General features: G+C 53.7%; 22 protein-coding genes. 2 read left to right on the top strand and 20 right to left on the bottom strand.

The genetic code is table 11. The features are described 5' to 3' along the window. The first annotated feature begins 30 nt into the window (after positions 1-30). Positions 31-402, top strand: a complete 372-nt coding sequence (mscL, locus tag EKN00_RS01885) for a large-conductance mechanosensitive channel protein MscL (RefSeq protein ID WP_127848449.1) — start codon at positions 31-33, stop codon at positions 400-402. Between the two features lie 47 nt (positions 403-449). On the opposite strand, the gene EKN00_RS01880 is transcribed toward mscL, so the two are convergent. The 15 genes from EKN00_RS01880 to EKN00_RS01810 all read right to left on the bottom strand — a co-directional run bounded on the left by EKN00_RS01880 (position 450) and on the right by EKN00_RS01810 (position 17,428). Next, complete coding sequence (locus EKN00_RS01880) at positions 450-1,433, bottom strand: ribose-phosphate diphosphokinase (RefSeq protein WP_127848448.1); 984 nt, start codon at positions 1,431-1,433, stop codon at positions 450-452. A gap of 380 nt (positions 1,434-1,813) precedes the next feature. Further along, entirely contained in the window at positions 1,814-3,205 is a 1,392-nt protein-coding gene (glmU, locus tag EKN00_RS01875; RefSeq protein WP_127848447.1) for a bifunctional UDP-N-acetylglucosamine diphosphorylase/glucosamine-1-phosphate N-acetyltransferase GlmU, read from the bottom strand. A gap of 212 nt (positions 3,206-3,417) precedes the next feature. Next, the gene (locus EKN00_RS01870; RefSeq protein ID WP_127848446.1) at positions 3,418-4,125 is read right to left on the bottom strand and encodes a LysM peptidoglycan-binding domain-containing protein; all 708 of its coding nucleotides are present in this window, start codon (positions 4,123-4,125) and stop codon (positions 3,418-3,420) included. A gap of 964 nt (positions 4,126-5,089) precedes the next feature. Beyond that, positions 5,090-6,265, bottom strand: a complete 1,176-nt coding sequence (locus EKN00_RS01865; protein WP_127848445.1) for a VanZ family protein — start codon at positions 6,263-6,265, stop codon at positions 5,090-5,092. Then, positions 6,265-7,113, bottom strand: coding sequence for a pur operon repressor (purR, locus tag EKN00_RS01860; protein WP_127848444.1), 849 nt, complete (start codon positions 7,111-7,113; stop codon positions 6,265-6,267). The genes EKN00_RS01865 and purR overlap by 1 nt, the downstream gene beginning before the upstream one ends. A 224-nt stretch (positions 7,114-7,337) precedes the next feature. Beyond that, a complete protein-coding gene (locus EKN00_RS01855; protein ID WP_127848443.1) occupies positions 7,338-8,207 on the bottom strand; it encodes a cation diffusion facilitator family transporter in 870 nt (289 codons plus the stop codon). Between the two features lie 187 nt (positions 8,208-8,394). Further along, entirely contained in the window at positions 8,395-9,240 is an 846-nt protein-coding gene (gene ispE, locus EKN00_RS01850; RefSeq protein ID WP_127848442.1) for a 4-(cytidine 5'-diphospho)-2-C-methyl-D-erythritol kinase, read from the bottom strand. Positions 9,241-9,413: 173 nt separating this feature from the next. After that, positions 9,414-10,133, bottom strand: a complete 720-nt coding sequence (locus tag EKN00_RS01845; RefSeq protein ID WP_127848441.1) for an alpha/beta hydrolase — start codon at positions 10,131-10,133, stop codon at positions 9,414-9,416. 87 nt (positions 10,134-10,220) lie between these two features. Beyond that, a complete protein-coding gene (locus EKN00_RS01840; protein ID WP_127848440.1) occupies positions 10,221-10,475 on the bottom strand; it encodes a Veg family protein in 255 nt (84 codons plus the stop codon). Positions 10,476-10,609: 134 nt separating this feature from the next. Further along, the gene (gene rsmA, locus EKN00_RS01835; RefSeq protein WP_127848439.1) at positions 10,610-11,500 is read right to left on the bottom strand and encodes a 16S rRNA (adenine(1518)-N(6)/adenine(1519)-N(6))-dimethyltransferase RsmA; all 891 of its coding nucleotides are present in this window, start codon (positions 11,498-11,500) and stop codon (positions 10,610-10,612) included. Between the two features lie 21 nt (positions 11,501-11,521). After that, on the bottom strand, positions 11,522-12,106 hold the full coding sequence (rnmV, locus tag EKN00_RS01830; RefSeq protein WP_127848438.1) for a ribonuclease M5: 585 nt from the start codon (positions 12,104-12,106) through the stop codon (positions 11,522-11,524). After that, positions 12,106-12,885, bottom strand: coding sequence for a TatD family hydrolase (locus EKN00_RS01825; protein ID WP_127848437.1), 780 nt, complete (start codon positions 12,883-12,885; stop codon positions 12,106-12,108). Before EKN00_RS01825 ends, rnmV begins: the two co-directional genes overlap by 1 nt. 106 nt (positions 12,886-12,991) lie before the next feature. Further along, entirely contained in the window at positions 12,992-15,022 is a 2,031-nt protein-coding gene (metG, locus tag EKN00_RS01820) for a methionine--tRNA ligase (RefSeq protein ID WP_127848436.1), read from the bottom strand. A 185-nt stretch (positions 15,023-15,207) separates the two neighbouring features. Next, positions 15,208-16,761, bottom strand: a complete 1,554-nt coding sequence (locus EKN00_RS01815) for an MFS transporter (RefSeq protein ID WP_127848435.1) — start codon at positions 16,759-16,761, stop codon at positions 15,208-15,210. Between the two features lie 94 nt (positions 16,762-16,855). Then, on the bottom strand, positions 16,856-17,428 hold the full coding sequence (locus EKN00_RS01810; RefSeq protein WP_127848434.1) for a PadR family transcriptional regulator: 573 nt from the start codon (positions 17,426-17,428) through the stop codon (positions 16,856-16,858). Between the two features lie 320 nt (positions 17,429-17,748). Here EKN00_RS01810 and EKN00_RS01805 point away from each other — a divergent pair, with 320 nt between their 5' ends. Beyond that, positions 17,749-19,101, top strand: coding sequence for a threonine/serine exporter family protein (locus tag EKN00_RS01805; protein WP_127848433.1), 1,353 nt, complete (start codon positions 17,749-17,751; stop codon positions 19,099-19,101). A gap of 878 nt (positions 19,102-19,979) precedes the next feature. Here EKN00_RS01805 and EKN00_RS01800 read toward each other — a convergent pair. The 5 genes from EKN00_RS01800 to EKN00_RS01780 form a co-directional block, all read right to left on the bottom strand. Then, entirely contained in the window at positions 19,980-20,786 is an 807-nt protein-coding gene (locus EKN00_RS01800) for a DUF72 domain-containing protein (protein WP_127848432.1), read from the bottom strand. After that, entirely contained in the window at positions 20,787-21,254 is a 468-nt protein-coding gene (locus EKN00_RS01795) for an NUDIX domain-containing protein (protein WP_127848431.1), read from the bottom strand. 13 nt (positions 21,255-21,267) lie between these two features. Beyond that, on the bottom strand, positions 21,268-21,858 hold the full coding sequence (locus EKN00_RS01790; protein ID WP_164847990.1) for a TMEM175 family protein: 591 nt from the start codon (positions 21,856-21,858) through the stop codon (positions 21,268-21,270). Between the two features lie 96 nt (positions 21,859-21,954). Continuing rightward, on the bottom strand, positions 21,955-22,911 hold the full coding sequence (locus EKN00_RS01785; protein WP_127848429.1) for a hypothetical protein: 957 nt from the start codon (positions 22,909-22,911) through the stop codon (positions 21,955-21,957). A gap of 88 nt (positions 22,912-22,999) precedes the next feature. Next, entirely contained in the window at positions 23,000-23,953 is a 954-nt protein-coding gene (locus EKN00_RS01780) for a hypothetical protein (RefSeq protein ID WP_127848428.1), read from the bottom strand. Between the last annotated feature and the right edge of the window lie 128 nt (positions 23,954-24,081).

The following is a 24,081-nucleotide window of genomic DNA, read 5'->3' as shown; positions in this document are numbered from 1 at the left end:
CGAAGACTAATCTAAAACGGAGGTACCATCATGCTGAAAGAATTCCGGGATTTCATCGCCCGTGGTAATATGCTCGATTTAGCCGTTGGGGTCATCATTGGGGGCGCGTTTACCGCCCTGGTCGGCTCGCTGACCAAGAACCTGATTGGCCCGCTCATTGGGATGTTCACCAAAACTAGCAGCCTCGCCAGTTTGAGTTTCACCATCATGAACGCCAAATTCACTTACGGAGCCTTTCTGAACGACATCATTAATTTCCTCATTACCGCCTTTGTCGTTTTCCTGCTCGTCAAGTTCATCAACAAGCTGGTCCGCAAACCAAAACCTGAAGAGGCTGCCCCAGCAGGCCCAACTCAAGAAGAATTACTGACCGAGATTCGCGATTTGCTCAAGGAAAAATAGTCACAAAAAGACCCCAGACATTTGCCTGGGGTCTTTTTGTGCAGAAATTATTCTGCGTCTTTACGGAAACGATTTTCGAATAATGGTGATACTGGCCGGTTTTCGTGAATGTGCTTAATTGCACGGCCAATCAGTGGACCAACGGAAACGGTGACGAGCTTGTCCATCTTGTTGGCTTCAGGCTGCTGAATTGAGTCGGTGACAACAACCTGTTCGATGACAGAGTTGGTCAGGCGTTCAATTGCAGGACCGGAGAACACGGCGTGCGTTGCGGCAACCATGACGGACTTGGCCCCAGCATTTTTTAGTGCTGCTGCGGCGAGCGTGATGGTCCCGGCAGTGTCAATCATGTCATCAATGATGATGGCGTGCTTGCCTTCAACGGACCCAACAATGTTCATCACTTCGGCAACGTTTGGCCGTGGCCGACGCTTATCGATAATAGCGATTGGGGACTTGAGGAATTCCGCGAGCTTCCGGGCACGCGTAACCCCACCATGGTCTGGTGAAACGACAACGGTGTCGTCACCGACAAAGTTGTTGCTCAGGAAATAGTCGGCGAGCAGTGGCGCACCCATCAAGTGATCGACAGGAATGTCGAAGAATCCCTGAATCTGGGCAGCGTGCAGGTCGAGAACGAGCGCACGGTCGGCACCAGCACGTTCAAGCATGTTGGCAACCAGCTTGGCAGTAATTGGTTCGCGGCTGCGAGCTTTGCGGTCCTGCCGAGCGTAACCGTAGTATGGAATCACAACGTTGATGGTGTGTGCTGATGCACGCCTAAGCGCGTCAATCATAATCAGCAATTCCATCAGGTTGTCGTTTACAGGAGCTGAGGTGGACTGAATCAAATAGATATCATCCCCCCGAATACTCTCTTCGATGTTGATTTGAATTTCGCCATCGGAGAAGCGACGTACAGACGACTTACCCAGTTCAACACCAACTTCAGCGGCAATTTTTTCAGCCAGTGGCTTGTTGGAGTTTAGGGCAAAAATCTTGAGTTTCGGGTCAGCGTAATGCGCAGACATGGTGGCCTCCATTAATTATCTTGTATTTTACTTCCGTATTAAAGTCTAACGGAAGTTATGAAAAATGCAAGCGTAAACCGTGAACACTTTTCATGAAAAGGTTTTCTACGTTCGTTATCTCGTCAATATCTAATTTGCCAAAAAATGCGATTATGCCACTCACATTTTAATCTCCACGCCCATATACGGGCATTTTCATTATTGTACCCAACGTTATTCTTTTCGTTGAAAACACCCGCAGATTTTGGCAAATAAAAATATCACGAAAGTTTAGGTGTGGAACTCATTCCTGCTTTTTAGCAAAATGGCTTGCCGGTTCTAAGCACAACTGCAAGAAAGCGGGCACCACAGCGCTTTCGCTACGGTGTCCGCTCGATTAATTAATTCCACTCCTTGGAGTCAGACAGTGGCAGTCTGCCCCAGAAGTCGTCCTTGTTCGTCTGCCGTTCACGCGCAATACCCATTGCGTGGAATGGTACGTCCTTTGTAATGGTGGAACCAGCCGCAACGAAACTGTGGTCAGCAATGTCCACTGGCGCAACAATGTTCGCGTTGCTGCCGATGAAGGCCTTGTCGCCAACGTTCGTGTGGAACTTGTGCACGCCATCGTAGTTAACGAACACAACCCCACAACCAATGTTAATGTCAGAACCGAGTGTGGCGTCCCCAACATAAGACAGGTGACCAACCTTGGTCCGGGCACCCAGCTTGGCGTTCTTCACTTCACAGAAGTTACCAATGTGGACATCCTCGCCAATATCACTCTTTGGCCGCAGGTGGCTGTTCGGGCCGATGTTGCTGCCCTTGTGCATGATGCTGTCTTCAATCGTGGAGCTGAGCGTGTGCACACCATCCTCAATGGTTGAATTGTCGATGACGGTGTTGCTGCCAATCACGCAGTCGCTGCCAATGACCGTGTTCCCCTTGAGGTAGACACCCGGTTCAATGATGGTGTCGTTACCAATCTTCACGTCAACGTCAATGTACGTGTTCTCGGGGTCAATGATGGTCACACCGTTACGCATGTGTTCCTCATTGATCCGCTTGCGCATCACCTTAGTGGCACTGGCAAGCGCAACACGGTCGTTAACACCTTGGCTTTCGTCAAAGTTGGCCATCTTGTATGCAGCAATGACGTCGCCGCGACGCTTCAGGATTTCGATGACATCGGTCAGGTAGTACTCACCCTGCGCGTTGTCATTTGTGATTTCGTGCAAAGCCGAGAACAATGCCTGGTTGTCGAAGCAAAAGACACCCGTGTTGATTTCGTCAATCTTAGCCTCTTCGGGGGTTGCATCCTTTTGTTCAACAATCTTCTGCACGGTCCCGAGATCGCCACGAACAATGCGGCCGTAGCCGGTTGGATCTGGTGCCTTGGCGGTCAAGATTGTGGCCTTGGCCCCCTTATCGCGGTGGTAGGCAAACAGCTTTTCAAAAGTCTTCGCGGTGAGCAGCGGGGTGTCACCGTTAGCAATCAGTGTCATCCCCTCTTTGTCCCCGAGAATTGGTTCGGCCTGTAAAACTGCGTGGCCAGTCCCCAATTGCTCTTCCTGGACTGCAAACTGGGTGCGGTCGCCGAGTTCTGCCTCAACCGCCTCAGCGCCGTGGCCAACAACCGTGACAACGGTGTCTGGGTGCACCTGTTCCACCTGGGTGAGCACGTGGTCAACCATTGGTTTGCCGGCAACCTCGTGCAAGACCTTGTACAACTTGCTCTTCATGCGCGTACCCTTACCAGCTGCAAGGATAATCGTGTACTTCTTTTCTGCCATCGATTCGGCTCCTATTCATTGTGGACTTAATTCGTCCGTAATCTACCTAACAATCATAGCCCAGCGCAGTCACACGTGCAACTGAATTCAGTAAGTGGAACACCCTACAAAAGCGGCGAAAAATCAGATAAAAAGGCCGCACGTCTGATTTTGACGTGCGGCCTTCTCTGAATTGGTATAGGTCATTTTTGAGATTAAATTAATCATTCAAACTAGCGAATGCGAAGTTTTTGTCCCGGCTGCAAGTCCGCATTGTCATCCAAACCATTCAGTGATTCTAGTTTCTTGAGGGGCATGTTGTTATCCGCCGCAATCCGGTACAAATTATCACCGCTTTTGATGGTATAGGTGTTTGACCTGCTGGACGAGCTAGCCGCAGTGACCCGCCGCCTACTACTACTGCGGGAAGATGAAGAACTGCGCCGCACGGATGAAGAGCTTACCGCCCTAGATGAGGATGACGATGTTACTCGACTGCTAGAGGAAGATAAAACAGATGAAGATCTCGATGATGACTTAGACGAGGAGCTGGAACTGGTCGAACTAACTGAACTCGACTTGCTGGATGAACTCTTCTTAGCCTGTTTGTGCTTCTTCTTGTGCTTACTGCTGCTGTTGTTCATAACCACGCGGGTGGTGCTACTGGAGCTGGACTTACTGCCACTGTGATTGCCAAATTTGGCCATTACAAAAATGGAACCGCCAGCCAGCACGAAGAACAAGACAAACCACGCGAGCACCTTGCGCGCATGTCGCGACTGTTCAAGGTGAATCATGCGGTCAATCCGGCGTTTGACCCCTCGGTTGGGCGCACTTGCTGCGGCCGACTTCATGATCTGCACACGGTCACGGTAACTCTTCCCGGCAACGCGACTGCGCGTTTGGGCAATATAATGTAAATCGTCGTTATCAACCGGCATAGTACACCCTCTTTTCTGCTACTTCTTCCATGTGAAAATTATAAGCTTTAGTTAAGGCGCCGGCAACGGTTAATAGTCAAAGAAAAGTCCTAAGTGGTTTTGGAGTTGGTGGGTACTGCGCGGTATAGGTGCCGCGCCTGGGCGGGGCCGGTGCGCGTTCCGTGCGGCTGGGATTTTCCGTGCGGCCGGTTGAAGCCCCCAAAACCGGGTCTTCAACCTAAAAATTTAGCCCCGCATCTGCTTCTTGGGGTTACGAGACTAATACGTGTTGTTAAGATTCGCTGGGAAAGCTTTAGTCCTCCTGACGGGTCTTAATTTTTGCCGGCTATGGTGTGGAGAAGCCCGATGCAAAGCCCGCATCGGTCTTCTCTCACCATAGCTTTCACAGGAAAATTCCAGCCGCACTACACGCGCACCGTCCCCACCCAATCGCTACATCGTGGTTAAAATATAAATCATACGACGACACCATATAAAACAGAAACAACTGTTGTACCGGGATCCGTCATGTTTCATGACGTTATGCCGTCTACCGATATGAGGCAACTGGATGTCACTGTCTATCCAGCGGAGCGTTGTGGGGTTTGGCCGGAGGGTCCGGGCTGGGCCTCGGGTGTGCCGCCCAGCTGTGGCAACAGTAAAGCCTGGGATGACTGGCGGGTTTTGCCAGGCATCTCAGGCTTTACTGAGGGAAAAATTTAGATTTGTGTGAGGAGCATTCAGGATTTGCGCACGAGATAGAGACTTCAATTACATGCCAAGCGTCGTACGAGTTAGATCCAGACTGCGACGATGCAAAGCTAAATTTTTAGTCTGGAGACGGCGGTTTTCCGGCTCCAGACGACCGCCACAGCGACCACGGCGAAGTACACCCGAGGCCCAGCCCGGACCCAGAGGCCAAACCCCACAACGCGTAGCCCCCACTGCGCAAAACCTCTGACGCTGCCGGACAGTGACAGCGAATCTATTCTTGTTTACTGTTTTGGCTAGTCACAGTCGTGCGCTTGACGGTGCTAATCTGCTTGGTTTTGGCCCAGTCATCGTAGAACAGCCGACCATCGCGGCAAATTAACGTCCAAATGATGTCGGCGGTGAAAAACAGGACGCCAACGGTCAAAATCCCAAGTGCAATGAAGTTTAGTTGCGTCCGCGCCTCAATGTGGGTAAGTAGAAGTTGCGCTTCCTTACCAAAGCTTTGCCAAATTGGTAGGGCAACAAGATAGAGCAGCGCCTCCCGAATCGACAAACGCCGACGCCAATTACGTTCTTCTGGGTCAACCGGTACGATTTTAATCCGTACAATTGCTTTGCCGACCGTGCGTCCGTGCATCGCGTGCGGTATTCCAATGAAGACAACCAGCACGGCCAGTGTGTACGTGAGCGCGTTGTTATCAGCAAGTGACTGTGCGTGGGCTAGCGCAAACCCGGTGTGGAACAGGAATCTAACCGCGGGCAACAAAACACTTGCGTCAACGAACAGGGCAACTAGCCGGCGAATCCAGCCGACCTTTTCCCCCTTCGCGTAACTGACCTCGTCCATCTTTTCGCGGTTGGGGAAGGCCAACCGCAATAGCGGTGTAAGCCAGAAGCCAATCATGCCACCGAGCGAATTCACGATGAGATCATCCACATCAAACAGGCGATACGGGCGCGGATAGATGAAGTACAGGCCGCTGAGCTGCGTTAGTTCGTAAAAAAGACTCAGGCAAAAGGCTAGTCCCAGCGTTTGCTTCCATGAACGGCGGAAGTAATAGCGCAAGTAGAACCCGAACGGAACTGTGAGCAACGTGTTAAATGCCGGCTGCAAAAAATACGAGCTCTTGAGCGCCCGCACCCAAGTGCCCGGCGCCGTGACAACGAACCCGCTCTTGCCAAAAAAATCACTGATGGCCGTAAATGGCAACAGCTGCATTCTGGCCGTGGTCAGCTTCGCCACGGCGTCACGCGCGGGTAACGGCAAAATTACCATGAAGTACGCCGTCAGCATGTAGAAAATGAACGAATAAAGTACAAACGCACGACTAAACGTGAAACTGCCATACCGCCGATACTGCACAATCAAAAACGGTAGGGCAATGATTAGGGCCAGGATGGGAAAGGTAATTACTGCGGTCCTAATCGGAATCAGGTACGCGTTCATTACTTCGCCATGCCCGCCAGCAATTCAGCGTTGCGTTCAAGATAGTTACCGGGTGCAGCGGTAATGTTATTGCCCTTAGCATCAAGCGTATCGATGCGCAGCAATGATGTGTAGTCGTTAACCATGCGTTCGCCGCCAAATGAGCCTTCAGCAAACACCGAAACCCCAACGAGCTTGGCGTCGAATTCCTCAATCAGGCTCTTCATCCCGTTGACGGTACCGCCGCCCTTCATGAAGTCGTCGACAATCAGGACACCGGCCCCGCTCTTCAGACTCCGCTTGCTCAATTCCATTTTTTCCACACGATCGGATGATCCGGAGACATAGTTAACGGAAACGGTGGAGCCTTCAGTAATCTTGGAGTCACGCCGCACAATTACGAACGGCACGTTCAGGTACTGCGCAACGCTCTGAGCGATTGGAATTCCCTTGGTGGCCACGGTCATGACCGCATCAACACTGGAATCCAGGTACTGGGTTGCAATAAGCCGGCCGATTTGGCGCAAAACTTCGGGCGTCCCGAGCAGGTCGGTGAGGTAAACGTAACCCCCTGGTAGCAGCCGTTCTGAATCGGACAAGCGCTCCGCCATTTCGTTGATGAAGCTATCAGCCTCGGTCGCCCCAATGATTGGAATGTAGCGCACGCCACCAGCTGCACCCGGAACGGTTTCCAGAATCCCCGTCTGCCGCTGGGCAAACGTCCGGCGCACAATGGCTAAATCTTCACTGATGGAGGACTTGGCCGATTCGTAACGCTGGGAAAAGAAGGTCAGCGGCACCAATGTGTGGGGCCGTTCCAACAGATACCGGGTCATGTCGATGAGACGGTCACTACGACGAACTTTCATTTTTTACTCTCCTTCACGTAGGCGAAAAGCGAACTCCCAAATGGAGTTCGCCTCACCGCTTTATTTACGTATTATATTAACTGATTATACATAAGCATACGTGTTTTTGACACTATTTTTGCGAATTTTTTGGATTTAATTCGTAATTAGGCGCTAAATTTCCCCAAAATCTAATGAAATGGGCGGATTCCGCCGCGCATTATCCGAAAAACACGAAGAAGTGCTTAGTAATTGTTATCGGCTGACACCTGGCCACACTCAATCTGGATCGTGACGTGGTCAATAGCACAGGTCTTGCGCAGGGCCGCAGCTAGTCCGTCGAGAAATTCATCGTTACCCTCACGCGTGGTGCGTTCCAGGTGCACGGTCAGAGCCGTGTCGGTGGTGCTAATGCTCCAAATGTGCAAATCGTGGTATGACCGCACCGTTGGGTAACTGGCGATGACGCTGCGCACATGTTCTGGATCCAAATCCCGCGGAACGGCCGCAAGCGAAATGTTGACCGCATCCCGCAGCAGGCCCCACGTTGCCCACAAAACAACGAAGGCAACCATCAGTGACATGAGCGGGTCAAGCCAGTGCCACCCCGTGAGCTTCATGAGGAGTCCTGCAAGCACCACGCCCACAGAAACCCCGGCATCGGCGGCCATGTGCAGGAACGCACCCCGCACGTTGAGGTCACCGTGACGGCCAGACATGAAGAGCAGGGCCGTGCCACCATTAATCAGAATCCCAATTCCGGCGACGAGCATGACCGTGTTTGCCGGCACGGCTTCAGGATGCCGCAACCGCCCAATGGCTTCAATAATGATTGCCCCCATCGCCACGAGCAGCAGCATCGCGTTAATGAGCGCCGCCAGAATGGAACCACCCTTCATCCCGTAAGTACGCATTGCGGTTGGGTGCCGGTGCGTGAGCTTTTCGGCAACCCACGACACAAATAAGCTGAGCACGTCGGACAAATTGTGCAGTGCGTCAGCCACCAGGGCCATTGAACCAATTGCCAGGCCAAAGACCATTTCGATGATTGTGTACAGTGAATTAATGAGCATCCCCAGCGAAAAGGCACGCCCCTTGTTTTGATGATTATGCATAGCAATTCTTCTTCCTACTCAAGGCGCCGGCACGAAGCGGGCGCACCAAAGACGATTACCCCTCCAGTATACCCAGTTCCACCGAATTTTTCCGCTGACAGAAAATAAGCTTGATTTGTGGACAAAAAAACCGGCGCTACCGCAATGACGGCCGCTACCGGTGCTTCGAATCTATCTGCTAGGCATACTACAGGGTGTGCACCAGGTACACTTCCTTGCAAAAACCCTTCATGCTGTTGTACACGTGAACGGCGCGGCTCTTCTTGGCGCAGAGACCGAAAACGGTCGGTCCGCTCCCGCTCATTTGTGCAACCTGAGCGCCGTATTTTGTCAGCCGTTGCTTGAGCGCTGTGATTTCGGGGTATCGTGCGGCCGTGACGGCTTCAAGCACGTTGGCCATGCCTGCCACCATCTCCTCGAAATCAGTGTGTGCAATGCCGCTGAGGACGCGCTCCGTGTCTGGGGCCGCCCCCTTGTTCGTGTCATCTACCGCGCGCAGGATTGTTGGCGTTGAGACCGACACCTTGGGCTTGGCCAGAATGACCCAAAAGCTTGGCAATTCACCTAGTGGTTCGACCACCTCACCCCGACCGCGAACGAGCGCCGTCTCCGAATACACGCAAAATGGCACGTCTGAGTCGACGCGTAGCCCAATTTCGGCTAAATGTTTTTTACTGTAACCCAAATTCCACAACTCGTTGAGTCCGCGCAAAACTGCGGCTGCATCAGATGAGCCGCCACCAAGACCAGCAGCTACCGGAATATGTTTTTCGATGTGGATGTGTGCCCCGTCCGTAATTCCTGCCTCTTTTTGCAATATCCGTGCCGCTTGGTACGCCAAGTTGCGCGGGTCTTCAGGCAAGAAGCCGCTGTCGGTTGAGACACTGATGTGTGCGGCCGGCCGGATCCGCACGTAATCTGCCAGGTCAACGCTGGTCATCACCATTTCCCACTCATGTTCACCGTCACTATGCCGAAATAGCGAATCAAGACTCAGATTAATTTTGGCCGGTGCTTTCTGATTTATTTCCATAAGCAACCACCAGTCGTTCTATTTATTCCTAGTATACGCAAAACAGTGGTGGTGCACAAAATAAAAACGGCTTTATCGCCAAAACACTAGCGGTCGCCACCACAGCCTGCAAGATTGGGGCAAATTACCATCAACCGCGTCGACGTACCGCCGCGCACCTAAGCTAAACGGTATTACTTCAGCCCGGCCAACCAGCTGGCCAACTGTCTTGCAATCCAGTCTTGCTGAAGTCCGTTAGTCACCGTTGCTTCATTATCACCCTTCTGTGTCCCGTAGCTACCAAAACCGGCGTGGTTGCCACCTTTCAGCTGCCGATACTTCCTGTCCGCTGACAGATACTGCCGCGCCTTGCGCCACGACTGCCAGTTGAGTACACCGTCTCGACTGCCGGTCAGGTTGAGCACGGGCAGCTGCGTCTTCGCCAAACTGCCCTTAGCATCCGGGTAACTGGCCAGAAAGTACACACCACGAAGCTTGTTACTAATGTGGTCAGCTGCGTACCGGCTGGCCATCACGCCGCCCAGCGAATGACCACCGATGACGTACCCGCGTTTACCAACCGGAACGATGCCGGCTTTGTTGCTGCCGAGCACAGCTAAGTCAAGCGGCATGCGGACAATCGCGACGGGATACCCCGCTTGGGCAAGCTTCTTGGCCCAAACGCTGTAACTTGCCGGTTCAACCAAAGCCCCCGGGTAAAAAATGACGGTCGGGCCCGTCTGGTTGCTTGCCTTAAACAACAACCCATAATTCGTTTCGGTGGCGGTCTTTGCCGCCTGCTGCGCCGTTTCGCTGGGCTTATATTCAGCATGTTTGAGAAAGCCGATGCCGCCAGCAACCATTATCAAGGCCGCAATTATAATGCCGGCGAAAACCTTAGTCCGTTTCTTCATGGTCATAACCACCCTACGTCTAATCTTGGAACAACTGCCTCAAGAGCATACAAAAAACACGTCACCGGTAAAGGTAACGTGCTTCAATTACGAAACTTGAGCTGCATCATCATCAAACTCCACTTCAATGGACTTGGTGAGTAAATCCGCGTAACTGTAGGAAACCCGTTCAAATGCGTTCTCTTCCTGATCTAGGTCAACAACGAAAATGGCTGGGAACGTTTCGCGCAAAACGCCCCGACGCCGGGTGACTTTCTTACGGCCAGCTTGTGCTACGACCATAATCTTCTCCCCGATTTTGTCATCGAGTTTATGCTTGATACTTGCTAATGTAGTTGGCATCCACTTCACCCCTTTATATCAACATTTTATCACTTTCGGGCAAAAATTGCAATTATACCACGATGACCCAAGCTCGACAATACATAAACGCGTCTGATTGCGAAAGAAAACGCATTCAGACGTACTTTTGGTGATTATGCTAAACCATTTTTATGCAAATTTTGCTGTAATTCTGCGAACTTTTTAATGCTTAATTGTTCCGCCCGTGCTTGGGGGTCGACCTCGGTTTCTTCCAGTGCCGCTTTGATCTTGTCCTTGGCGTCACCGGTCTTGCCGTAAAGGTGCACCAGGTTGTTCCAGATGGTCTTCCGGCGCGCCGCAAACGCGCCCTTAACCAGCTTGTCAAACCCGGCCTGGTCATCAATCTGCGCTAGGGGTACGTCGCGCATGTGGAGGACAACAATTGAGGAATCGACGTTTGGCGCCGGCACGAAGGAATTGCGGTTAACCGTGAACGCAACCTCAACCTCCGCCACGTTTTGGACGGCGATGGACAGACTACCGTAATCCTTGCTGCTGGGCTCTGCGGTGAGGCGGCTCGCCACTTCCTTTTGCATCATAACGGTAATGCCGGCGATGTTCACGTCGGTGCCAAGCAGGTGCATCAAAATGGGCGTGGTGATGTAGTACGGCAGGTTGGCGACCACCTTGATTGCGTGTTTGCCGTCAAAATGCTTGGCAATCAACGCAGGCAGATCAGCCTTCAAAACGTCCTGGTTCTCCACCGCAACGTTGGGGTAAGGCGCCATCGTTTGGGCCAGCACGGGCAGCAGTGCCGCATCGATTTCAAGCGCCAAGACCTGGTGCGCGCTTGCGGCCAGGAATTCGGTGAGCGAACCAATCCCGGGGCCAATTTCGATGACATCATCCGCATCAGTAACGTCACCGGCCGCGACAATCCGCTTCAGGACGTCCGTGTTGGTCAAGAAGTTCTGGCCTAGGTGTTTCTTCGTGTGGAAGCCAAACTCTTCCATGATGGCCCGTGTGCGGGCAGGCGAAGCAATTGGAGGTAAATTGTTAGTCATTGATATTATCCTTTGTGTTTGTCATTCGTTGCCATCCGGTTTATTGCCGGCCTCAGCATCAATCATCCGGAGTGCCGCCGCAAAATCAGCTGGTGCCACGCGAAATTCCTGCAGTCGGCGCAGCAACTGTTTGCCGTTCGCATACCCAATCCCCAGCACATCGCCGAGCAGTTCTCGCCGCTTCTTTGCCGCAGCGCCGCCGACTAACCCGGCGACCATTAAGTCACTTTGGGTTATCAGCACCGGGGCGTCCTTTTCCGGCGTGGCCACCTGTGCCAAAGCGGCACGCAAAGCTTCCGCGTCCGCGTGTTCAACCCCAAGGGACCCGCCGCTACGATCCGGCACCGCTAGCTTACGCGGCAAAAACGCGTGCTGCGCTTCCGGCACCGCCTGACGGATGATGTTGCGGATGCGTTGCCCCTGGAAATCGGGGTCCGTCAGTACAATCACGCCCCGCCGCTTTTGTGCCAGCGCAATCTTGCGCAAGGTCGCCGCGTTAATGGCACTTCCACCAGTTTCGATGGTGTCCACGTCCCCGAGGGCTAAGCGTAAACGCTTGGTGTCATCCCGGCCTTCAACCACGATGATTTGTTTGAATGCCGTCATTAATCTTCCTCGCTAAGCCCGAAGATGCGATGCGCATTCGCCCAGGTCAAAGCCGCAACGTGCTCCGGCGTCTCCCCACGGAATTTGGCCACTGCATCCACCACATAGTGCGTGTATCCGGGCTCGTTTGGCCGACCGCGGTATGGCTCTGGCGTCAGGTACGGCGCGTCCGTTTCCACCAGCAGGCGGTCAGACGGAATCACAGCCACCGATTCGTGTTCCTCGGGTGCATTTTTGAAGCTGACAATACCCGAGTAGGACACGTACATGCCAAGATCCAGGAACTTGCGCGCCCACTTCGCATCCCCGGTGAAGCTGTGCATGATGCCACCAAAATCACGAATTTTGCTGGCCTGCAAAATCTTGTAGGTATCTTCAAAGGCATCGCGTGAGTGAATGGACACCGGGATGTGCAAGTCGGCGGCAATCTCCAGTTGCCGCGCGAACACCTTGCGCTGCACGTCACGGGGTGAGGTGTCCCAGTGGTAATCCAGCCCGATTTCACCAAGTGCCACCGTCTTTTGATCCGCCAGCTGCTCCAGCAGAAGCTTCTCCGCTTCCGGCGTGTAGTCCTTGGCCGATTCCGGGTGCCAGCCCACAATCGCATACAGATTAGCAAAGTCGTGGGCCAGGCGCATTGCCCCCGCGTTCAGGTTGTAATCCGAGCCAACAATTGCCATCTTCAGCACGCCCAAGTCGGCGGCATGACGCACGTAATCTGCCTCCTTGCCCGCGTATGGCTCATCATTCAGGTGCGTGTGCGAATCAAAAATCTTCATTGCTTGTATCCTTTCGTGGCGCTCACTGCGGCAAAACGGGGCACTGCCCATTCAGCTTAATAGGGGGCAGCACCTGGTCAAACTGCCAGTTACTGCCCCCTATTAATTAACCTAAGAGTGCCCCATTTTCGAGGCTTTCATCTACAAATGTCAGGCTAATCTTGCCCTTGCTATCCTCAGTTGACAGGAGCATCCCGTTACTTTCAATGCCCATCATCTTCCGTGGCTTAAGGTTGACCACCGCCATGACCTTCTTGCCGACCAGGTTTTCGTAGTCGGGGTGGAATTTCGCCATCCCGCTCAAAATGGTGCGCTCGCCCTCATCACCTGCATCCAGCGTGAATTGGAGCAGCTTGCTTGAGCCCTTCACCTTCTCGACGGCCAAAATCTCCGCAACGCGGACCTCAACCTTGTCGAAATCATCGAATTCAATCTGGTCTTTCCGAGTTGCTGGGTCAACAATCACCTTGGATGGCTTGGCGTTCACCGGACTCTTGGCGCGCTTGTTCTCGTGCTTTTTGTCCTTACTCTTCGCCATTTCGTCCTTGATGTAGGCCACTTCTTCATCGCGGTCAAGACGCGGGAAGATTGGCGTCCCCTTAGCCACCACGGTCGCACCTGCTTGCAGGTTACCAAATTCAGGGGTGATCTGTGCCTCATTCTCAATGTCTAGACCCAGCTGTTCAAAAATCTGCTTGGAGGAGGACACGAGTACTGGCCGTGCGAGCAAAGCAATGACGCGTAGACTCTCGGCCAGGTGGGCCATTACGGAATCAAGCGCCGGCTTTTTTGCCGGGTCCTTCGCGAGTGTCCAAGGTTCAGTTTCGTCAATGTACTTGTTGGCGCGGGACACAAGCCGCCACGTTGCATCAAGCGCATCGGAGAACTGCAACTTGTCCATGTAGTCGCGGTAGGACTTAACCGCAGTGTCGGCCGCTTCTTCAAGGCTGGCGTCAAAATCAGTGTGGCCATTACCAAGCGCTGGAATGTGGCCATCATCGTACTTGTTAATCATGGCCACGGTCCGGTTCAGCAAATTGCCGAGGTCATTGGCGAGGTCATAGTTAATCCGTTCCACGAAGTCCTCGGGGGTGAAAATCCCGTCGCGGCCAAATGGAATTGCCCGAATCATGTAATACCGCAGTGCGTCAAGGCCGTAACGGTTAATCAGCGTCTCAGGGTAAACCGCGTTACCCTTAGATTTACTCATTTTACCGTCCTTCATCAGGAGCCAGCCGTGTCCGTAAACCTTCTTCGGCAGAGGCAGACCAAGCGCCATCAGGATGATTGGCCAGTAAATGGTGTGGAACCGCACGATTTCCTTACCGACGAACTGCACGTCGGCTGGCCAGTACTTCTTGAACAGGCTCTCGTCATCGCTCGTGTAACCCAAAGCGGTGATATAGTTCAGCAGTGCATCAACCCACACGTAGACCACGTGCTTTTCGTTCCCAGGAACGGGCACACCCCAAGTGAAACTGGTCCGGCTCATTGCGAGATCTTCCAGGCCCGGCTTGATGAAGTTGTTGATCATTTCGTTCTTGCGTGATTCTGGCTGAATGAAATCTGGGTGCTCATCGTAGTACTTGAGGAGACGGTCAGCGTACTTGCTCATCTTGAAGAAGTAACTTTCTTCTTCAACCAGCTGCACTTCATGGCCAGATGGGGCCTTCCCGCCGATGACCTTACCGTCTGCATCGCGGTACACTTCGGCCAGCTGGGTTTCGGTGAAGTACTCTTCATCTTCAACAGAGTACCAGCCGGTGTACTTGCCGAGGTAAACATCGCCCTGGTCAATCAGCTTGGTCACAATCTTCTGCACGGCCTTAACGTGATCTGGGTCCGTGGTCCGGATGAACTTATCGTTGGTGATATCAAGCGTCTTCCACAGCTTCTTGATGTCCTTAACCATGCCGTCAACATATTCCTGTGGCTGCATGCCCAGCTTTTCAGCCTTTTGCTCAATCTTGAGCCCGTGTTCGTCAGTCCCGGTGAGGAAAAATACGTCGTAACCAGACTGGCGCTTGTAACGTGCAAGCACGTCGGCCACGATGGTCGTGTACGCGTTCCCGATTGTCAGTTTGCCTGATGGGTAATAGATTGGCGTGGTGATGTAATATGTTGGTTTTGCAGCCATGAATGATGCCTCCAGAATTCTAAGTCGGGGGATTATATCCCATAGATAACAACAAGTATAACACAGCAAAAGGGGCAACTGCGAAAACAAACCTCGTTTTCACAGTTGCCCCTAGAATCTATTTTAGTGCCTTTTATTCAGACCGAATTTTAACTCCGCGCTAAGCAATTTTACGCGGGTCATTTTTATTCATCACGACTGCCGCGGTGGTCGCGCATGAACAGCAGCGCACTTGCTCCGGCGACAAAGAGGACCATAGCGGCGGTAAGCGTAATCCCCTTCATCGAATCGCCGTACGCCCCAAGCACCACGTTCTGGAAGTCGTGGGCAAATGGCATCTTGCCAATCCGACTGGAAAAGGCAACCCCATGGCCGGCAAACGGTCCGGCATCAATGAGTACCTTCTTCAGCGCACTGGCTGCTTCTGCTGGCATCGCCGCAATCTTGCCCAAATGCGCGTTCAGGTACGCGTCGTAGCGGTGGTCTTGAATCAGGCCGAGGCCAACAATCCCGACCGTCGTCCCGATTTGACGGAACACGTTGATGAGGCCGGATGCCATCCCCATTTCCTGTGGCGCAACGCCTTCCATCCCGGCAGTGTTGAGTAGCGGATTCACCATCCCGTTGGTAATCCCCATCAGGATCATGGCCGGCCACATGTTGCTAAAGCTCAGGTGCAACGTCATCGCGTTCATCATGAGCAGAAAACCAATTCCGCCCAAGAACAGACTGAAGCCAATCATCTTGCGCTTACTGAAGCGCGCACCCAAAATACCGGTGACCGGGCCCAAAATCAGGGACCAAATGCTGATGGTCAATTGCCGCACACCGGTTTGCAGTGCTGAGTAACCAATGTAGTTTTGCATCAGCACCGTGAGAAAGGCGTTGAAGGAGTATACCGCCACCCCCAGCGCCAGCGCGACGATGATTGTCCCGATGAAGTGCACGCTCTTGAACATCTGCAAATCAATCATTGGGTCCTTCACGGTCCGTTCAACCACAATGAAGATAGCAAACAGTACAACTGCGGCACCCAACCAGCCCGCAACGCGCACGTCGGTCCAGGCCCAGGTCGTGTGCCCTTCCTTTTCGATCAGGCCGTAAATCAGACTGAACAAAGTCGCCGCTGACAGCAGCATTCCCGCAAAATCAATGCGGGTGTTGGCGCCGTAGCTGGGTGTTTCCTTAACAAAGATCACCGCCAGCAGCACCGTGATGATACCAACGGGAACGTTGACGTAGAAAATAGACGCCCAGCCGAATTGCCCAACAAGGTAACCACCAATCAGTGGGCCGGACGCGGTCGACATCCCGATGACGGAACCCAAGATGCCGAGGGCCACGCCGCGCTGCTTGCCGCTGAAGTTGGACGCAACAAGCGCCATGGCGAGCGAGTTCATCCCGGCGCCCCCGATGGCTTGCACTGCACGCCCAATGTTCAGGATTAGCAGATTCGGTGCCATCCCGTTAATCGCCGAGGCAACGACGAATAAGACGATGGAGGCAACGAAAATCTTTTTGCGGCCAAACATGTCCCCCATCTTGGAGACAATGAGCAGGCTCACCGCGAGCACAAGGGTGTAAATATTCAGCACCCACTGCAGGTTGGTGAACGTTTCATTAAAGTGGTCCGCCATGGTTGGCAATGCCACGTTCACAACGGTGACATCAAGTAGACCCATGAACGTCCCGAGCGACATGGCTGCCAGGGCAATCCACTTGCGGTAACTCTTTTCCATGATAATTTCTCCTATTTGCCCGCACCGCCAATCAGCGGCCGGGCGTATAAATTGCAATTAATAGATAAAGGCGGCTAAATAAATCCGGCGCCAATCACTCCGGCATCGCGGTCCAGCTATCCGTGTCCGCCTTGCCGGCCAGCGCGTCTAGCTGCGTTTGCGCCCAATCGAGCTTAGCTTGCGCGATGGCCAGCTGCAGCTGCAGCGTCCGCACCGTCCACCCGGCGTCGGGTTTACGTTCAGGCCGCCCGCCCACTTCGTGCAAATGGACGAGCACCCACTTGTACACCACGCAGTCGGCATTAACCGCCTCAATGTAGGCGTTAATGGTTTCGCGCTGAAAGCCAACGTTTTCCCGGCCGAGTGCGCGAAACTTGAACATAAATGTGGATTCGCGCTTGGCGTCCATTGCAATGGGCGTGTGCATTAACTGGTCAAAGTATTGACGGCCCGCTGGCGTGATGTGCGCGAGCTTTTGTTCCCGACCGTTAACCACAATTTGGCTTAGCTCGATGTAGCCGGCCGCTTGCAGCTTGTGGAGCAGTGGGTAAAGCACCCCATTCGAAAATTTGCGCCGCGGTTCCAGATTTCCCTCCAGAATTAAGCGCAACTTGTACCCCGTGCGATCATGCACCATCAGCGCACCAAGAATTAATAAATCGTACACGTGATTCACCCATCCCTCTGCCTAAACTGCACGTCTGCCAATGCCGACGTGTCGTAACGACATGTATCATTATACGTCGGTCCGACACATTGTCAAATGTTTTCCGCAAACTATCATGGCTTAATCACAAATGGTGAAAATTTGTTTCACAGTTTAAGCGTGAATCCCGGAGCAATCGTTATTCTCATCCCGGGCAAAGATTGAAAATCATGCGAACAAGGCGTAACTTATTTAGGTAGAAAACACTAATCAAAGCGGACATTAAAGCACGGCAAGGTGACTATTTTCAGTCATCTGCCCTGATTACCCGAGGAGAAAAGATGGACGAAGAAGAGTTACGCAAAAACCACATTCACTTGACCCCATCGGCCAAGCACCACATGACTATCCACTGGCACAATTTTGTTCAAAACGCTGACAAGCCCATCACTGAAACCAGTCTGAGCGAGCGTGCCACCTTGGTTGGGCGCGTTGGGCTCATCATGCTCAGCTGTGGCACCGGGGCGTGGCGGGTGCGCGAGGCGATGAACCAAATCGCCCGGCCCCTGAACATGACCTGCGCGGCCGACGTTGGGCTGACCACCATCGAATACTCTTGCTTCCAGCACGGCCACCACTACACCCAGACTCTGGCCCTGCCCAGCAGCGGCGTGAACACCGACAAGCTCACCGAAATCGTTCGCTTCGTCCGGAATTTTCAGGATAATTGCTTGACGATGACGCCGCACGAAATTCACAACGAGCTCGACAAAATTGAGCACAAGCCGGGCAATTACACCCCAGTGATTTCGGGGCTGGCATCCGCATTCGCGTGTGGCGCCTTCGTTTTCCTGCTCGGCGGCGGTCCCATCGAGATGATTTGCGCATTCTTCGGCGCCGGCATTGGTCAATACTCCCGCCGCATCATGGGCGCGCACCACACCACCATGATGGCCGCAACCGCCGTGAGTGTCGCCCTCTCCTGTCTGGGTTACTCACTGCTATTCCACATCATGGTCATGCTGGGCAGCGTTGCGCCGGTGCACGAGGCCGGCTACATCGGGGCAATGCTGTTCGTTATCCCCGGATTCCCGTTCATCACAAGTGGGCTGGACATCGTCAAGTCTGACATGCGATCCGGGCTCGAACGGGCAACCTTTGCCATCACAGTGATTGTGATTGCTACCTTAACTGGTTGGATTGTCGCAATGGTCGTCCATTTTTCCCCACAAGACTTCGTGCCACTAGGATTAAACCGGTGGCTCAACCTAGTATTGCGGCTCATCGCAAGTTTTGTCGGTGTGTTCGGCTTTTCGCTAATGTTCAATAGTCCATACAAAATGGCGGCAGCGGCCGGGATGGTCGGTGCCGTGGCCAACACGGTCCGCTTGGAACTAGCCGACTTCAGTACCCCAGCTGCGGCGGCAGCGTTCGTGGGCGCACTGGTTGCCGGTCTGGGCGCGTCATGGTTCAGCAAAAAGCTCGCCTTCCCGCGGATTTCGCTCACTGTTCCGAGCATCGTCATCATGGTTCCCGGTCTGTACATGTACCGCGCCGTGTTCAATCTGGGGCTCAACAACTTCAACGTTGGCGGTTCTTGGCTAATCAAAGCCGCCCTCATGGTGGTCGCACTTCCGCTCGGACTGGCAACGGCACGTATCCTGACCGATCCTGCTTGGCGGCACAACGGATAAATTCAAGACGCTTGATGAAGGTATACCAGTAGGGGGAGGCTCCGCGCTGCGGGGTTTGACCTCCGGGTCCGGGCTGGGCCTCGGGTGTGCTTCGCCGGGTCGCTGTGGCGGTCGTCTGGAGCCGGAAAAGCGCCGTCTCCAGACTAAAAATTTAGCTTTGCATCGTCGCAGCTAGTATTAGGTGTGAACGATACTTTGCATGTTGACGCCCGTTTCATCTTGTAACTCAGACCTGACAGCTCCTCACACAAATCTAAATTTTTCCCACAAGAATAGAGGCTGTGCCAACCGCAAAAACCGCGGTCGTCACAACCTCTATTCTTGTTGCCACAGCTGGGCGGCACACCCGAGACCCAGCCCGGACCCTCCGGCCAAACCCCACAACGCTCCGCTGGATAGTAGTAAATAGCTCAGTCATTTCGGGTGCTGAATAGTGGTGGACTAGCCACTCGAGGGTATTATGCTTTCTGCTCTGTAAAAGCCGCGGTAAGATTTTCTTTTAACCACTCTGTAGCGACTGGGCGGGGTCGGTGTGCGTGTAGTGCGGCTGGGATTTTCCTGTGAAAGCTATGGTGAGAGAAGACCAATGCGGTTTTTGCATTGGGCTTCTCCACACCATAGCCGGCAAAAATTAAGACCCGCCAGGAGGACAAAGCTTTCCCAGTGGATCTTAACAACACATATTAGGCTCGTAACCCCAAGAAGCAGATCCGGGGCTGAATTTTTAGGTTGAAGACCCCGCTTTTGGGGCTTCAACCGGCCGCACGGAAAATCCCAGCCGCACGGAACGCGCACCGGCCCCGCCCAGGCGCGGCCCCTATACCACTACATTATCTAGAACTTTGACTCACGCTGCCGAACAGCGATAGTCGAAATGATTAAAATAGGTCGAGTTGCTGTGGTGCTAGATTGTCGAACTCGAGATTCAGCATGTCGCGAAGCCGCAGCGCGTTGCGGGCCGCCGCATGGCCAGCGTTGTTGTTGAAGATGAATACGGTGTTGTCCGACTTACCCGCAACCGCTGCTGCCAGCTGACCAAGTTCTTCATCGCTGTAATCGTAATTGGTCCGCTGCGCCCGCTCGCCGCGCAGCCACCCCGCCTGGTTGCGGCCATGGAGCCGGACGTACAGTGTGTCGCCGGCAGTACGTACCGGCAGGAATGGCACGGAATTGGTCGGCGTTTGCGGCTCATCCACCACCATGTTTGCTAGCTCATTGTCCCTGAGCACTTCCAAGGTGCTGGCCCTCATTGCCTCTGTGAACCAGCTGGTGTGCCGAAATTCAACCGCAAGCGGCACCTCGGGCAGCCACGTGCGGATTTGCGCCAAGTAGCGGACGTTCGCTGGTGTGGCCGCAAACATTGGTGGAAACTGAAACAAAATGGTTTGCAGTTGGCCAGAAATGAGCATTGGCGTGAACGCCGAATCAAAGCGAGCAAACTCGTCAATGAGCTCAGATCGACTTGCGGGGTGGTGCCGCGTCATCGTTTGGGTCGCCTTGACGATGAACCTAAATCCCCGCGGTACCTGGCTTAGCCACCTGGTGACCGTGGTTGACAGTGGTACCCCGTACGCCGAACTATCAATTTCGACTACCGGAAAAGTCTGGGCATATTCAGCTAACCCCTCACGTTTGCTCAGTAATTCCGGATGATCGGTGAACCCGGTGAGGCCAATTGTAATCATCTACAGTTCCTCAAACTGGGTCAGTTCATCACCGGTGTAGCGCGCCACCAGGTGCAAATTGCTGCGACCAGAAAGCATCGCGGGCAGTACCGCGCGTGCGTCCGGCACTGCACCCTGATTATCCGGCGCACTCAACCAGCTCGGATCAACGGATGCAAGTAGCCCCTCCCGCGTCACCCGCGGCAGTCCCAATTCATCACCAACCTTGGCCGAATACAGGTAAATAAGCCCAACCAGTTCGCCATCAACGTACCAATCAAGCACACCCAGACTGGTGAACCGGTATTCCGGCAGCAACACGCCCGTTTCTTCGTGCGTTTCCCGAGCAGCGCACGCCAGCAGTGTTTCGCCCTTTTCCACCTTGCCGCCAATCAGATTCCACATACCGCGAAATGGGGGCTTACGGCGATTAATTGCGACCACCCCAAGTGGCGTGAGCATGCTGACCAATGTGTACTTTTTAACCATCGTTTCCTCCAAACTACTTCTTGCGCCGGGTGACGTGACGTTCAATGCGCCGGTCCGGAATCGCCCACACCGCGGTGTTAACCCCGTCGATAATGAGCACGAGCGGCGGCCAGATGAATGCACTGCCCATCGCCACGACGTTTGCGGCCAAGCTGATGAGGGTCTTGCGCAAATTCCCAGTGTACAGTTTCACCGGCTCACCCGTTTTCTTGTTGCCGTAAATCAGTGTCCAGACCAAACCCGCGTAGCCCAAATCCGCCAGCAGGTTAACGAAGCCGTAGAACATCGCTGGCACTAGTGCGGTGAGCCGCGTGCTACCGAGCCAAGCGGTGGCGAACGGGAAGAACGACAGTGTTAACAGGTACAGCATGTTTGACCACAAAACCGGCGTGTCGACGTGGTCAACCACCTGAAACAAGTGGTGGTGGTTGATCCAGTAGACTGCAAGCGTCAGGTACGAAAACAGGTAAACCGCAAACTCATGGCGCAATGCCCAAAGCGCGGCGAACGAGGTCTGCTCTGGCGTGTGGAATTCGAGCACCATCACCGTGATGATGATGGCAATGATGCCGTCAGTGAAGGCAACAAGGCGTGATTCAGACATTTTCATCCTCCAAAGTAACCGTGGTTTTGGCCCCAAAACGACCAGCAAAGCCAAAATGGTGCGTGCAAAACCACCGCTTGCACGCACCATTTTTTATTAACGCTGCGTGAATGGTAGTTCGTAGCGGTTAATCACTTCACCCAGTGGCATTTCAATCAACTTGGCAATCAGTCCGGCTTCGACCATTTCCTGGTCTTCGTGCAACATGAGCGCGACCTGCTCGTCGCTGATGCCCACAAAGGCGATGACCGCATCCGCACCGAACGCACTCTTGTATGGTGTCAGTTCAACACGATACATGTCACCAACTGGCTGGCGCAACTGGCGTTCCGAAACGACTGGTGGCACAACAACCAGCTGGCCGAAACTGGCACCTTCCAGATCGAACATCTCGTTGAAGGACGCGAACATCGCCAGAATCGTGCGGCGAATGCCCCGCGCATCGTTCAGTTCGTTCTGCAGCAGCGTGTTCAGCAGCTGCCCGGCAACAGCAAAGGCGGTTGGGTACTTGTCCTGCCAGTCCGCAATCTTCGGGTTGTCGATGCCGGCAATGATGAGCCCGTCGAGAATTGTGAGACCCTCGCGCACGAGTTCTTCCGCTTCCTTGCCGTCGTCACCAGCAGTCACATCGGCTTCCACCCCGTCGATAACTGCACTGCGCACCGCGTCGGTCAAAATCCCGTGCTTACGCTGCCAGGATGAGATGATTGCCTCGTGCACCGCTTCATCAATGCCGGCCGCGACGTCAGCAACGAACTTGCTCGTTTCATCGGCTGACAAATCCAGTTCGTTGTGGACCATTGGGAACCCGCCCATGTCCACGAACAGGTGACTCAGTTCGTGACTGAAGGTGTATTCCAGGTTGTACGCGTTGTCGATTTGAATGAACGCGTTATCGTCATCGTCGTACCCGTAGCGACCATCGCTGGGACGCAGAATTGGGTCACTGGCATCGGCAATGCCGACGCGGACCGGCTTAGGCAAGGCCTTGTTAACACTGGCCAGCACTTCCTGGATGGCTGGATTTAGTTCGTCTATCTTTAATTCACTCATAATTAGTTCTCCTCATCATATGTATGGCGCTGGCCGCCGGAAAATACCAGGACCAACGCTGAATCACTGTATATCGCGGGGCCAAATATTACTGGCGCACCGTGTAACCAATGCCGAATTCATCGAGCACATCCCCAAGTGGCCGGTCGTACAGCTTCTGGAAATATTCGGGTTTGGTCTGGTTCTTGTCTAATTGCAACACAAACGCGGCCTGATTGTCGCTCTTCCCGAGGGCCGTGTACGCCGTGGTGTGCGGCTTGTCGCTGACGTACTCGGAGTTAGACAGCAGGTACAGCTGGCTGAGGCTAAGCCGCAACTGACGCTTCGACAGTACAGGTGGCACCACGATGAAGTTCTCAAAATCAAGGTTCAGGCCCATGACGCTCATCGTTTCATTGAACTGCTTGAACATCTTGACGATGGCAACCCGGTACGTCCGTGGTTCGCTAAGGTCCGCCTCAGTCAGCACATTGTACAATTCCGTGGCAAACTTCAGCGCCATCGGGTACTTCGTGTACCAAGCGGAAATCATGTCGCTGTCGGGTCCGCCCAGCACGAGCAGCCCATCCAGCAGGTTGAAAATGCGGGTGAGGACCATCCCGTCGTCCTCTTCGCCAACTTCAACCGGAGTATCGGCTTCAATACCGGCGCGGACCGCCTTAAGCACGGTCGGCGTCAGCAAGTTTGCCTCGGCCTGCCAGCCGACGATGATGCGGTGGATTACACCAGCTTCCAGTCCGCCCGCGATGGCGCGCATCTGGTCGTTGTAATCCTTGTTCTCCGTGTGCACCGCGGTGCCGGTAGATGGGAAATTCATGAGACGAAGCAAAACGTGCCACAACTCATGGCTTACGGTGTAGTCTACGGCCAGTGGATTGGTCACCGTGATGTGGCCGTGTAACTGCTCATCAATCTGGGTGTCGCCGTCCGCGTTGCGCAATTCAGCGCTGGGTTCGCCGGTAACGGTGATGTCCATTGGTACATCGAAGCCCTCATTGACCTTGTCGAGGAGCTGCGAAACTGCGGGGTCTAATTCTGTCATGACTGCGCCTCTTTCTACTTAATACACCCATTCTAAAGGTTTGCGCCGGGAAGGAAAAGGGTACGGGACATAAATAGTGTCCATCCCTGCCAATTTTGGGACGGAATTGGGTGGCAAGACGACGTGGC

Source organism: Lacticaseibacillus hulanensis (assembly GCF_004010095.1).
Classification (GTDB): Bacteria; Bacillota; Bacilli; order Lactobacillales; family Lactobacillaceae; genus Lacticaseibacillus; species Lacticaseibacillus hulanensis.
Note: the sequence above shows the minus strand (reverse complement) of the source record. Positions and strands in the feature narration are given on the sequence as shown.